This is a genomic window from Pseudomonas sp. P4_C8, from assembly GCF_056401975.1.
The window spans coordinates 30,026-41,967 of sequence record NZ_JBFUIH010000048.1 but is presented as its reverse complement, the minus strand read 5'-3'; the positions used below and the strand labels follow the sequence as shown (position 1 = coordinate 41,967).

General features: G+C 61.3%; 14 protein-coding genes. All 14 read right to left on the bottom strand.

Annotation, left to right across the window (positions count from 1 at the left end):
• Positions 1-1,518: phage tail-collar fiber domain-containing protein (locus tag AC1DWM_RS24715; RefSeq protein WP_477796385.1), on the bottom strand; the 1,518-nt coding region annotated here is incomplete at its 3' end.
• Positions 1,511-2,122 (bottom strand): phage tail protein I, encoded by a 612-nt coding sequence (locus AC1DWM_RS24710; RefSeq protein ID WP_477796384.1) that lies wholly within the window; start codon positions 2,120-2,122, stop codon positions 1,511-1,513. The genes AC1DWM_RS24715 and AC1DWM_RS24710, both read right to left, overlap by 8 nt.
• A 1-nt stretch (position 2,123) precedes the next feature.
• The gene (locus tag AC1DWM_RS24705; RefSeq protein ID WP_477796383.1) at positions 2,124-3,002 is read right to left on the bottom strand and encodes a baseplate assembly protein; all 879 of its coding nucleotides are present in this window, start codon (positions 3,000-3,002) and stop codon (positions 2,124-2,126) included.
• Positions 2,999-3,325 (bottom strand): GPW/gp25 family protein, encoded by a 327-nt coding sequence (locus AC1DWM_RS24700; protein WP_043302559.1) that lies wholly within the window; start codon positions 3,323-3,325, stop codon positions 2,999-3,001. Before AC1DWM_RS24700 ends, AC1DWM_RS24705 begins: the two co-directional genes overlap by 4 nt.
• A gap of 13 nt (positions 3,326-3,338) precedes the next feature.
• Positions 3,339-3,560: a hypothetical protein gene (locus AC1DWM_RS24695; RefSeq protein ID WP_477796382.1), complete on the bottom strand. Its 222-nt coding sequence runs from the start codon at positions 3,558-3,560 to the stop codon at positions 3,339-3,341.
• A 57-nt stretch (positions 3,561-3,617) separates the two neighbouring features.
• Positions 3,618-4,178, bottom strand: a complete 561-nt coding sequence (locus tag AC1DWM_RS24690; RefSeq protein ID WP_477796381.1) for a phage baseplate assembly protein V — start codon at positions 4,176-4,178, stop codon at positions 3,618-3,620.
• Complete coding sequence (locus AC1DWM_RS24685) at positions 4,145-4,696, bottom strand: hypothetical protein (protein WP_477796380.1); 552 nt, start codon at positions 4,694-4,696, stop codon at positions 4,145-4,147. The genes AC1DWM_RS24690 and AC1DWM_RS24685 overlap by 34 nt, the downstream gene beginning before the upstream one ends.
• Complete coding sequence (locus AC1DWM_RS24680; protein ID WP_477796379.1) at positions 4,689-5,054, bottom strand: head-tail joining protein; 366 nt, start codon at positions 5,052-5,054, stop codon at positions 4,689-4,691. Before AC1DWM_RS24680 ends, AC1DWM_RS24685 begins: the two co-directional genes overlap by 8 nt.
• Positions 5,051-5,371 (bottom strand): capsid cement protein, encoded by a 321-nt coding sequence (locus tag AC1DWM_RS24675; protein ID WP_477796378.1) that lies wholly within the window; start codon positions 5,369-5,371, stop codon positions 5,051-5,053. The genes AC1DWM_RS24680 and AC1DWM_RS24675 overlap by 4 nt, the downstream gene beginning before the upstream one ends.
• Before the next feature lie 67 nt (positions 5,372-5,438).
• Positions 5,439-7,553, bottom strand: coding sequence for a ClpP-like prohead protease/major capsid protein fusion protein (locus tag AC1DWM_RS24670; RefSeq protein ID WP_477796377.1), 2,115 nt, complete (start codon positions 7,551-7,553; stop codon positions 5,439-5,441).
• Complete coding sequence (locus tag AC1DWM_RS24665) at positions 7,492-9,036, bottom strand: phage portal protein (RefSeq protein ID WP_477796376.1); 1,545 nt, start codon at positions 9,034-9,036, stop codon at positions 7,492-7,494. Before AC1DWM_RS24665 ends, AC1DWM_RS24670 begins: the two co-directional genes overlap by 62 nt.
• Positions 9,033-9,245, bottom strand: coding sequence for a primosomal replication protein PriB/PriC domain protein (locus tag AC1DWM_RS24660; protein WP_477796375.1), 213 nt, complete (start codon positions 9,243-9,245; stop codon positions 9,033-9,035). Before AC1DWM_RS24660 ends, AC1DWM_RS24665 begins: the two co-directional genes overlap by 4 nt.
• Positions 9,236-11,317, bottom strand: a complete 2,082-nt coding sequence (locus tag AC1DWM_RS24655) for a phage terminase large subunit family protein (protein ID WP_477796374.1) — start codon at positions 11,315-11,317, stop codon at positions 9,236-9,238. Before AC1DWM_RS24655 ends, AC1DWM_RS24660 begins: the two co-directional genes overlap by 10 nt.
• Positions 11,280-11,834, bottom strand: a complete 555-nt coding sequence (locus AC1DWM_RS24650; protein ID WP_477796373.1) for a terminase small subunit — start codon at positions 11,832-11,834, stop codon at positions 11,280-11,282. The genes AC1DWM_RS24655 and AC1DWM_RS24650 overlap by 38 nt, the downstream gene beginning before the upstream one ends.
• Positions 11,835-11,942: the final 108 nt, after the last annotated feature.

The window sequence follows — 11,942 nt, the reverse complement described above, 5'->3', positions numbered from 1 at the left end:
CCCATGATCACTGCCGGAGATGTTCGGACGGTTCAGGGTGTCGGCCGTATAGGTATAGGTGCCACCAACCTGCGCGGCGTTGAAGTCATCGCCCGGTAAATTGGGGGCTACTCCTCCGACGCCAAATGCACCGTTGAGCAATACGCGCCCCGCCGTGGAGTCCCAGGCGTTCGACTGTTTAACCAGTGAGCCACTGTCCCACTGCTTCTTCCAGGGGGACCACGTAGAGCCAGAGCCACTACTTCCTCGCGTATGTAGCTCCCCGGTGCTAAACGCGATAATGAGCTGTGAGGCGACATCCCGCCCATTGCCGACGATCATGACCGAGTTAGTTATGTCTGCTGGTCCGTTTACGGGCGTGTCTTCAATACGATAAAAACCAGCAGTGCGGATGGTGTTGAGGTCAGTACCAGGCGCCAGAACGATGCCCGCCCCGCCCAACCCGAACGCTCCCACCTTCATCAACGCATCCACCGTGGCATCGTCCAGATCGGTCTGCACATCAAAGGTCGCGGCGGTTCCCAGCCCAAGGTTGTCGCGGGCCTCTGCGACATCCTCGACATCAGCAAGGTTATTACTGGCCGCCAGGGCGTCAGTGATGCCGTACCCATCCAGGGTGGTCGGGTTGGTGCCAGCGATCACACGCCCAAGGGCATCGACGGTGACACTGCGAAACGTGCCCACACCGACCCCACTGCCGCCCGCGATCATTTCAAACTGCAAACTGGTGGTGCCGAGGGTGATCGGCGCGTCGGTGACCAACTGCCAGAGGCTGTCACCATTGACGCTGCCCTGCTCCACATGGATAAACAACCCCGGGGTCACCTCCAGGCTGTTGTCGGCATCGGCCGCCCGGGGCCAGGCGTCGGCGCTGACCACATAGAGACCGTTGTCTTGGGCCTGCGCCTGCGCGGTCACCAGCACCCGGTCACCGACGACCACGGCCACGTCATCGAGGGTCTGCACATTGTTCAGGGTGATGGSRRCCGTGGCCGCSACCCGYGCTGACTGTTTGTGATCCAGCTTGGCCAGTTCCTCCTGGATCTTGAGGTCCACGTATTCACGGGTGGCCAGCACCACCGCCGGGTCGATCTTCAGCACGATGTTTGCCGAGCTGCTGACGATGAAGTTCATCCGCACCACTTGGGTCTTGCCGGTGCCTTGGGCCAACAACGGTTTATAGCTCGGCGCACAATTGGCCACCGCCACCAGGTCGCCGTCGACGTCGTACAGGCCGATCTCGCGAATCCACTCACCGCCCACCTCGGGCGGAATGATCTGCTCGGTGATAACCGTGTTGGGATTGGCTGGATCGACGCGGATCTGGTTGAGCGGCGCCCGGCGCCATTCGTTGATCAACTCGGTTTGCAGGCGATCGGGAATCGGGTCGGTGCCATTGGCATCGCCCAGGCCCATCTCGGTGAACATCCAGTCCAGGCCCAAGGCGATGGCATTGGCGTGTTTGGCTTCACCGACCGCCGTGAGAATGGCAAAAAACTGACTGCTCTTATCAATCATAGGGATAAACGTCCAAAGTATCGGTTTCATCGACGCAGAGCGCCGGGCCAAAGGTGCCGGTCACGTCGATGTCTTGCGGGGCCGGCGGGTACACGTCGATCTCTTCGCCCTCTTCAACGCACACGGCAATGCCCAGCACACCCTCGGTCTGCAGACTGAGCGCCAGGTTGGTCATGTGCCGGCTGACCGGACGGGCGTCGTCGATCAACCACGCCAGTTCCTCGTACAGTTCTTCGGTGATGCCGGCGTCATTCAGCCCGACCTCTAGGGCGAAGGTGCCGGGCACGCCTTCCGGCACGGTGTTGAACCATTCGACGACGTCGATCAGGTAGCCCAAGGGCTCGACCACCCGCCGCAGCGAACCGATGGTGCCTTTGCGTGCATGCACGTCGTACGCCGAACGGATCGCCGTGCGCTTGGCCTCCTGGGTCCAGTTGTTGTTCCAGCGGTCCACCGACCAGGCTGACGCCAGATACGGCAACAGGTGTTCCGGGCAGGTGTCGGCGTTGTACAAACTGCGCAGCGGAATCAGTGTGTTTTCGTAATTGGCCGCTTCCACGGCCAGCTCCAGCGGCGTGCTGTTGAGTGGCAGCTGAGTACTCATGTCAGGCCCCCAGCGTCACGCTGTAGCCGGTGCAATACGCCGCCTCGGCCTTGCTCGGCTTGAGATCGGTCCAGCCCAGCAGCTCGACGCGGGCGATGCCGGGAATGTGCAATTGCGCATCGATCCCCGAGCGCGCCACTTCCAGTCCCAAGCGGCGGCGTGGGTTGATCCACTCGCTCAGGCGTTTCTGGCTTTCCGCCAGATAGGCTTCGTTTTCGGGCCCCGGTGCCTGCGGGTACAGCACCGCTTCAATGCGGTAATCGATGACCACAGCGCTCTGCACCGTGAGCCGATCCGCCACCGGCCGCACGTCTTCGTCATTGAGGTGCAGCCGGACCTCTTCCAGCAGTTCCGGCGAGGCGCCGCCGCTGCCTTCCAGGCTGAGCACGGTGACCACCACCACGGCCGGTGACGGACTTTCCGCCGTGGCATCGGCGACCAGGCCCGAGGCGTTGCGCGCATGCAGGATGTAGCTGTTACGCGGTCCCGCCGTGGTCAACCCCTCATACGACAGCTGCACCCGCTCGCGCAGGGCATCGTCCTCTTCAAGCACCTGAGGCGTCGGTGGCACCGTGCTCGAATCTCCCGCCTGAATCACCAGGCGCTGCAGGTTGACGTTGGCAGCCAGGTGATCGAGGTCGGCCCGCTCGGCATGGGCCAASAGCAGCGCCTTGCCCGCGTCGTTGACCCGCGCCCGGTTCTGCAAGGCGCCATACGCGGCCTGCTCGATCAGYTTSAGCACCGGGTCGCTTTCCAGCTCCGCGCTCCAGTTGTCGCCCATGCTCAGGCGGAAGGCTTCSAGYTTCTCCTGGTARACCWCYTCAAAGTCGAGGTCYTCCAGCACTTGCGGCGGCGGCAGGGCCGCCAGTTCCATGGTCATGCGGACACCTCCAAAGTCACGTCGCTGCCCAGGTACTGCCCGGTCAGCTCAAAGGTGATACGTCCGTCGAGGATGGCCACGGCGCGCACCCGGCCCAGCTTCAGGCGTGGCTCCCAACGCCCCAACGTGCTGGCCACCTCGGCCTGCACGGCACTCTTCCAGCCGTCATTCACCGGCAGGTCGACAAAGCGCCGCAGCTTGCTGCCGTATTCCGGGCGCATGCGCCGGCTGCCCAAGGGCGTGGACAAGATGTCCTCGATGGACTGGCGCAGGTGATCGAGGCCGGAAATGAGCTGGCCGGTGCGGCGATCCAGTCCGATCATCCCGATCATTCGATCAGCCCTCTACCGGGACAAAATCCTTGCGACCGTGCAAATACTCGATCGCCACCGTGTCATCCGAGGCCACCGCAACCTGGCCCTTTTCCACTTTCAAGGTGCGCTCGGCCTCCAGCAGAATCAGCACCCGCGAGGTGTACAGCGTGTCGCGAAAGAGGCTCAGCGTGGCCGGCGCGGGCGCCTCACTGGCGGCTGATACTTCCTTGGTTTTGCTCGTCATGGTTTTCTCCAGACATAAAAAAAGCCTGCGCGCGGCGGGCCGAAGATAAATGTTCACTCAATGCGAGTGGTTGCTGCTGTTGCCGCCGGCATCCATGATCGTGCCGGCACCGCTGATGTCGCCGGATACACTCAGCGCACCGTCGATGCTCACCTCACCCGCCAGGGTGATCTGGCTGGCCGTCACCCGGACCTGAGCCGGCGTCACTTCAAACTGCGAGCCACCGACCGTGATGGTCGCGCTGCTGCCGTCGGGTAACGCGATGCTGTAGCTGCCGGCTTCCCAGTCGTAGACCAGAGAGCCGCCATCGTCGAAGTACCAGGCCTCGACGTGATCGCGGTTGTCCGGCGGCGTGCCGGCGTTGCCATACAGCCCCGGGATAAACGTGCCCATGGCCGGATCACCGCTGGGGCTGAACAGCGTGCCCTGCTCATTCAGGCTCGGCGCCCGCCAATGGCGAGCCTTGCCGGCGGCCAGGCTGTGCCAACGCACCCAGGCACTGACCCAGGTACCGGCCTTGACCCGCACCCGGGCAGCCAGAAGATCGACGCCAACCACCACGCAGGGCATCAGCATCGCCGCGATCATCCGGTCATGTTCGGCGCTGGCGTATCCCATGCCAGATCCTCCGGTTGAAAGTAGTGATCTTCATTGCCGGTACCGGTGCAGCCATCGACGTTCAGGTACAGGGAACCCGGCGGTTCGACTGGCCATAACCATTCGGTTTCGCCAATCTGGAACACCTGTTTCCACTCCACGATCCACACCACAAATTGCGCCAGCTCCGGCATCGAGTCGTCCGGAAATGCACGCACCTCCTGCACCTCTTCGACAAAGTCCAGACCCCAATACTGCCCGCGCAAAATCTTGCTGATCTCGGCGGCCAGAATGGCGGCCTGCAAGGACGCTTTGCTGATGGTCGAATCGACCATGATGCACACCTGAAAGCGGCCACTCAGGGAGGTTTTGCCGCTGCCATTGTCGGTTGCTTCGCCGATTTCCGTCAGGGCAAACAACACCGCCGGCAGACCGACTTCAGCATTCAGCTCGGGAAACGCCTCGACGCTCACCACCGACGGCAAGCCGGCGCGGAACGTCGCCTCGATCGCATTGTGTAAGGTCGTCAGTTCATCCATTGTTCAAACTCAGTATGAAGTTGACCATGCCGGCACCGTCCGGCTCGCGCTTGCTGACCTTGTAGCGACCGCCACCCTGCTCCACCGGCAGATCGATGGTAAGAAAGGTGTCTTTTTCGATGCCCACCGCCTCCACCACTCGAGCCGTAAAGGTTGGCGCCAAAACGTTATCCGTCACGATGGCATTACCCAGGCGCACGCTCTTCGATTTGCCACCGACATCCGCACCGACAAAGGGCGAGAAGAACGCACCGGACAGCGGCAGGCCGTCCGGCTTGATGGCGCGATCGCCTAAGCGATCGACCAGCACTGCATCCATCCGGGCCGTGACGTCACGAAAGCGGCCCAGCGTGGTCACTGGATCAACAACGCTTCGGCAATACCGCCGACCGGAGCACTCAGCAACTTGCCGAATGGCACCAAATCACCGGTGGCCGTGAGCGGATCAACCAGCACGCCGGCTTGCAGGGCCACCTTTTGCCCCTGCAGCAGCGCTGCATCGGCAGGCAGACGCCAGACGCCGTCGAGATGGCCGACCAGGACATCACCCGCCACGCCACTGGCGATCGGGATGACTACCGTATCCACCAGCACCAGTGGTACCCCCGCCGTCGCGCCACCGTCTGGAGCCACAAAAGTCAGCGTGCTGCCGGGACCCGAATAATTCTTGGACATACGAATTTCTCCTGTACAGAAACAACAAACCCCGCTCGCGGCGGGGTGTTAGGGGACTCTTCAACCGTTAACGGCTTACTTTCGCAGGTGGCACCACACCGACTGACTTGTTCAGACCGCGATAATCCAGCGCCGCGACCCCGGCATCGATCCGCACCTTGCTCGTCACGCCGTCAATGGTGAAACCCTGCTGCTGCTCCATATAGGGCTGTTCAACGCCGTCCAGGTAAGCGACTTCGATGGTGTCAGCACCTTGGCGGGCGGCTTCATACCAGGTGACCGGCGAATCATCGTCCAGGCGTGGCTCGGCGATCACCGTGGCGAAATTGCGGATCGGGTTGTCGATGCCGGCATTGGTATCGACGCCAGGCACCGACGCAGAGCGGATCAGTTGGTTGGTCTTGTCTTCCAGCGCCACCGGTACCAGGACAAACGCCGGGCGAATGTTCAGGGTGCGGGCCTTGCCGCCCTCGACCTCGGTTTTCTGCAAGGCCATGGCGGTCTTGGCCCTGCTCAGCGCTTCGATCGACATGTTCGCGCCGGTACCGGAGAACAGGTTGTTGCGCTCGGCATCGAACAGCGCTTTGCCGTCGCTCATCACCGGCGAATGGATCAGCGTGTCATAGACCAGATCGCCGATGGTGCCGCGCGCGGCCAGGCCCATGTTGTAAGGCACGGTGCTCAACTGGTCGAGGTCATCGTTGATGATCGCCTGACGGGTGATGCTGAACATCTCACCGTAAGTGGCCAGGCGGATTTTTTCGCCACGGTCATTGGTGGTGATGTACTTGTATTCAGCCCCTGGGCGAACCTCACGCAGGCTCGGGAACGCCCCCATGCCGACCCGGGACGCCACCTTGAAGTCACTCAAGCGGCCCTTTTTGGTCCACAGGTGATAGGTCTCCGGCGCCTCGTCCCAGCCGAGCAGGACCGACTTGGCGGCGCTGTCCACCAGGATGTTGCCGAAGTCGCTGGAGTCATGAGTGAACGCCAAGCCGACCATGGCCATCGGATCAAGGGTGGCCACCAGAATGCCGCGATCATGCAGCGAGGCGCGGGCCAGTTCGCGCAGGCTCATGTGGTTATAGGCGTTGTCTTTCTGGTTTTCCGCCTGGCCCAAACGACCCGCCAGCGAGGCACGCACCGAATCGCCGACCAGGTTGCCGTTGCTGATGTGTCCATGGTGGTGGGGGCCACCCGTTGGGGTGGTGGTCGAGCCCAGCGCAACCAGCAGTTTTTCTCGCGCCATCTCGGCCGTACAGCTCAAGTCATTGAGGCAGGTGTTGAGCAGCTCGGTGTGGCTGGTGACCAGCGAACCACAGAACGCGGCATTGATCGCCGTGCGGCGAGTGCCGTCCGCCGCCATGACTTGGGCACGCATCTGATCCAGGGTCAGCGCGACCGGCGCCGGATCGACCGCCGGGGCTGGGATCGGGGCTGGAGCTGGTGTTGGGGCAGGTGCTGGTGTTGGGGCAGGTGCTGGGGTTGGAGCGGAGGCGCGTGGATCGAACAGATTTTTTGCCGAGGTAGGCATATTGGTGAACTCCTGCATGCGTTTTGAAGTGAGTTGAGCAGCCGCCTTGAATGGATCAAGCACCTTGTCAGCGAAACCGGCGGCCACCGCTTCGTTGCCATCCATCCAGGTTTCAGCCTTGAGCAGTACTTGGATGTCCTCGATCGATTTGCCTGACTTGCGCATGTACGCCTGAATCAGCGTGCTCTCGACCTTGTCGAGTAGGTCGGCGTACTCACGCATGGCGTCGGCATCACCCACCTGACCACCCCACGGCTTGTGAATCATCATCATGGCGTTGGCCGGCATGTTGATTTCATCGCCGGCCATGGCGACCACGCTGGCCATCGAAGCGGCGAGACCGTCGATGTACACCACGACCCGGGCCGAATGGCCGCGCAGCAGGTTGTACATGGTGGTCCCTTCAAACACGTCACCACCCGGCGAGTGGATGTGCAGGTTGATCTGAGACACATCGCCCATGGCGGCCAGATCGCGGGCGAACTGTTTGGCCGTAATGCCCCACGCGCCAATTTCGTCATACAGCATCACCTCGACCACCCCGCGTTGCAGCGCGGCGCTCAGTGAGTACCAGCTTTCGCCGGGTTTATTCGTCGGAGTTATCGAGGCTCTCGGCCTCATCAACGACAGGTTTTTTTGGCTGTTCATCGGTTTGCGTTTTTCCATAAATCTCGTGATAGAAGTCCGAACTGAAGACCAGTCCCTGCTCCCGGTTGGTTTTGATTTCCGAAGCCCGGGAACGCTTGAGTTCCTGCGGATTGCGCTGCCGCGCCCGTGCCACTTCCGACTCATCGGAAAAGCCTGCTTCGACCAGAATTTTCCAGGCATTGGCCTCATGAATCGGGTTAATCCAGGGCATCACCGGCCCCTGATAAATCGCACCGAACACGGTGTCCGGATCAACGTCAGCCGGCACCGTGATCACCCCGCTGGCGATCGCCATGTGCAGCCATTCGCGATAGACCGGACGACTCCAATAGTCGATAAATTCGTGCTGCAGCAGGTCGTAGCCCGCCTGCCCTTCGACCAATTCCTGACGTTGTGCGGAATAGGTGCCGTCATAACTGCGCGCAACGCTGGAATAGGTGCCCCGGGTGCCAGCGGCCACGGCCTTGAGTTGGCCGTTGCGAAAGCCTTCGAGAAAAGGGTTAGGCCGGTTGCTTTCGATCATCCCGACGTCTTCGCCGGGCAGCAGGCCGTCGAACACCATGCCCGGGCCGATGGGAATGCTGCGAGCAGCGGGAGTCTGGCCATTCACGGCAGACGGTGCGGTGTAGTCGTCCGGCGTCCCTTTCTTGATGTACATGGCCAGCGCCGCGCTGATGCGGGCGGCGACCCGTTCGCTTTCCTCGTAATCCTTGATGTCCGCCAGGCGGACTAGCACGGCATGTAGCAGCGGCTGCCCGCGGTTCTGACCGATGCGCTTTCGGTGCGCGATGTGAATCATCTGCTCGGCTGGCACACGCTTGGTAGCCAGGGTCAGCTGGTAACCGGCGGCGTGCCCGGGGTGATGTTTGACCAGGTGATAGGCACGGACCCGGCGCCACTGATTGCGCTCGATCCCCTGCACAATGCCCTTGGCTTCATCGCTGTATTCCCACGGCAGGTAATCCGGCTCCAGCAACTCCAAAGCGAAGGGCACCACGCTCAAGTGCTCATAACTGGGCACCCGCCCCTTGAGCTTCTGCGCCAAGGCTTCGCCATCGCGCAGCCAGGTCCGGCACACCTGTCGCTCCATCTGCGGGCGGGACAGCTCGCCGGACGTTTCCGGGCGCAACGACCATTCGGCCCAGCGGGCCTTGATCTGCGCCGCAAACTCCAGATGCACTTCCCCGGCGTAGCTCAAGGGAAACGGCTCGACCGCGATGCCCATACCGCCCACCACCCGCTCTTCCAGGCGATCGAACAAACCAGTAACGATGTCGTGGTCTTCGTCCAGCTTGCGGCATTGTTCGCGCAGGGACCGCGCCGAACGCTGCAGCGAGCGATCCGCGCTGGCGGATTGTTTCTTGGCCTGATGCGTGCGAGTCATCTGCGCTGCTTCAAAGGCCATGATCTTATGACGGGCATGCAGACGTTCAGCCACCAGCCCCGGAAACACCGGGGCCAGCACGCGATCCAGCAGGTTCATCGGAATGTCGCCAGAGCGTACGGCGGCTGCCCCGCCGCCGCTGCCTGTTGCGCTCGCACCCGGCGCTCCCATTCCAGTCGACCGGCGCGGATTTCTTCCAGGTCATCCATGATCAGCTTGCGACCGTTAAAGAGGATTTCCTTGCCCTGCAGGATGGCCATCTCGGCCTCCAGATAGCGGTCCACCATGTCTTGAGCGGTTATAGCCATGCGCCTTGTCCTGTATTAAGCCAGCCGCCCGACTCGGCGGGCTGGTCGGGTGAATGTTCAGGCTCTACCTCAGGCACCGACACCGTGGCCGGGGTCAGAGCGGCAACGGTGGCCGGTTTGCTTTCCTGTTCGTTACTCACCGGCACAGCCCAGGTGCCTGACGGCAACTGCTGCGCCAGCAAGTCGAGATTCATGCCAAAGCGCTGCTGCGTTATGCGTAACGCCGCCAAGGCGTACACCAGACAATCGAGCGCTTCGTTTCGTCGCCCGCCTGCGTCCCAACGCTGGACGCGCTGGTGTTTGACGATCACCCACTTGCGGCGCTCGGCGGTCAGTTGCCGCAACTCGTCTTCGCCGCAAATCATCTCGTTGGCAGGCAGGTGGATACAGCCAGGCACAGGCGCACCCGAACCGTCCGGCTGCATCTTGAGGCGGCCATAAATCAGCTCTTTGGCATTGTCGGTACCCACTTCGACCAGATACGCACGTCCGCCTTTGACCTTGGTCTTTTTACGCGGCCAGGTCGCTATTGGCTTACCGTAGGTCGAGGCACCGAACACCGGGATTACCCACTGGGTGCCGTGCTTGATGCATTCCTCACGCACTTCATCGCAGTAGTGACCACCTTGGTCCCAGCACCAACGCTCGACGCCCATCACCGTGCCATCCGCGCGGGTGAAGGTCTTGTGGATCTCGATGCCGACCTTGGCCCGTAGCTCGATGCTGCCTGGATCACCTTGCAGCACGAACTTATGAACCAGCCACGCTTCCTCACCTGCGCCAAACGCCCAGACCCGACCTTCATAGCGGTCATCCTGGGTATCGATACCGCCGAACAGGGCAACCGCTTTGGCCGGCACTTGCGGGTAGATCTCCCGTCGCGCGTGCAGCTGCTGCCATTCCAACTGCTCGCCTTGGTCCTCTTCCCACGCTTCGCCCAAGGTGGTGTTGACGAAGGTTTTTAGCTTGCCTCGATCCTTCTTGATCTTGAGCCATTCCGTGACCACTTCGGCCCAGGTCACAAACTCCGAGTACACCGTCCAGATATGGAAAGTCACCGAACGTGGCGGCGACATCGAAGTGTCCTCAGCGGAGAACCAGTCCATGCCGTCGCGTGTCCAGATGCCGGTGCGCTCGCAGATGTAGCGACCGCTGACGGATGCCGCGACCATTTCGTGGTATTCGAAGGTGCAACCATGGCCGGACTCGCACAGGTACCAGGCCTTGATTACCTGCCCCAGCTCGTCCAGATTCCACTTGATACCGAATGGCGTAGCCGGGTCGCCCCACTTCAAGTACTGCTCGGTACCGCAGCACGGGCACTTGATGTTGAAACGCAAAAAGTGGGGGGAATCGTTGGCCGCCCGCGTGATCTGGCAACCCTCCCCCGAGGTTTCCTCATTGTCGTCAGCGACCACGACTGTCGTCGGGGTCGATCCGCGTATGGACTTCTTGAACGTGGCACCTTCCAGGCGCTTGTCGCCCAGAATGGTCGGGGCGCCCTCGCCCTCGATGTCCGCGTTGAACTTCGAAAGCTCGTCATAAATCACTTCATCCGGGCTTTTCTCCCGGTAATTTTTCGCCGCCGTGCCACCGAGGCACCAGAGCATTTTGGCGTTATCGAAGCGCTTTTCATCCAGCGTGTTATCGCGATGCTTCACCCCATACCAAGGCGCCAAAGCGCGCACCACGGGACTGTCACGAATCATCGTTTCGATGTGCCGTTTCATCATGCCGTCAGCGTCGCCATCGGTTGGACACCAGACAATGACATTGCGTTTCTTGTGCTGGACCTTGTAGCCCATGTTGGCCACCAGCATTTTGGTGTAACCAACCCGCGCCGATTTCAGCACGTTAACTTCACGGATCAGGTCGTTACCCATTGCGTTGAGAATCGCGACCTGAAACGGTGCCGTTGTCCAATCGCCTTCCTGATAGGACGACTCGGACGACAGATAGAAATGCTCATCGGCCCACTCAACCGCTGTGCGCGGCGGCTCTTTATAAAGCCCGGCGAGTCCCTTACGGACACCCTCAACCAGCGCCTTCATCCAAGGTGTCGACATACTCATCAAGCAACTCCGGTAAAAGATCAGCCAAGCCGACCGCATCGTTACGCGACACGGCGACTTCCCGCTGGATTGCCTCAAGGTGACGCACCTCGATGTCGGGGCACTTTCGCTTGACCTTCAAATGCACGGTGTCGAGGGTTGACCCGAGCTTTGCGCTCAGGCGAGACAATGCGAACAAGCAAAAATCAACCGGCACCAGCTTCTTGGCCTTCACCTTGTTTCGCATTTCCTGAGCATCCGCCTGCTCAGTTGTCAGCCGCAGTTTTTGCTGCGCCTGTTTGTACTCAATGAGTGGATCGATCGGATCACCGTCGTCGTCCACAGGTTGGTCTTTTGTCACCTGATGTTTGAGCCGGTTATCCAGCACAGATCGAACGTCGTAGAAGACATCGCGACCGATCTTCGCAACAGGCTGAACGCCCCATTTATCAAAGGCTTGAGTGGTGATGCCGAGGCTGGCCGCCATGCGCGACTTGTTGAGCCAATGCGGCTCACGGGAGATAGTCGGATTGGCCATGGACTAAACAACAACCTCGAATCAAAAATGGGTCATATATAGCGAAGCAGCGGGGCCCGAATTACCCCCTAGCCCCTACCCCATCGGGAGGACCCGTTAAATTCGTGC

What these genes read in the sequence shown, in the direction of transcription:
- AC1DWM_RS24650 (WP_477796373.1), bottom strand. Translation starts at nt 11,834, where the DNA reads ATGGCCAATCCGACTATCTCCCGTGAGCCGCATTGGCTCAACAAGTCG.
- AC1DWM_RS24660 (WP_477796375.1), bottom strand. Translation starts at nt 9,245, where the DNA reads ATGGCTATAACCGCTCAAGACATGGTGGACCGCTATCTGGAGGCCGAG.
- AC1DWM_RS24690 (WP_477796381.1), bottom strand. Translation starts at nt 4,178, where the DNA reads ATGGGATACGCCAGCGCCGAACATGACCGGATGATCGCGGCGATGCTG.
- AC1DWM_RS24700 (WP_043302559.1), bottom strand. Translation starts at nt 3,325, where the DNA reads ATGATCGGACTGGATCGCCGCACCGGCCAGCTCATTTCCGGCCTCGAT.
- AC1DWM_RS24675 (WP_477796378.1), bottom strand. Translation starts at nt 5,371, where the DNA reads ATGTCCAAGAATTATTCGGGTCCCGGCAGCACGCTGACTTTTGTGGCT.
- AC1DWM_RS24665 (WP_477796376.1), bottom strand. Translation starts at nt 9,036, where the DNA reads ATGAACCTGCTGGATCGCGTGCTGGCCCCGGTGTTTCCGGGGCTGGTG.
- AC1DWM_RS24655 (WP_477796374.1), bottom strand. Translation starts at nt 11,317, where the DNA reads ATGAGTATGTCGACACCTTGGATGAAGGCGCTGGTTGAGGGTGTCCGT.
- AC1DWM_RS24670 (WP_477796377.1), bottom strand. Translation starts at nt 7,553, where the DNA reads ATGAACAGCCAAAAAAACCTGTCGTTGATGAGGCCGAGAGCCTCGATA.
- AC1DWM_RS24710 (WP_477796384.1), bottom strand. Translation starts at nt 2,122, where the DNA reads ATGAGTACTCAGCTGCCACTCAACAGCACGCCGCTGGAGCTGGCCGTG.
- AC1DWM_RS24695 (WP_477796382.1), bottom strand. Translation starts at nt 3,560, where the DNA reads ATGACGAGCAAAACCAAGGAAGTATCAGCCGCCAGTGAGGCGCCCGCG.
- AC1DWM_RS24685 (WP_477796380.1), bottom strand. Translation starts at nt 4,696, where the DNA reads ATGGATGAACTGACGACCTTACACAATGCGATCGAGGCGACGTTCCGC.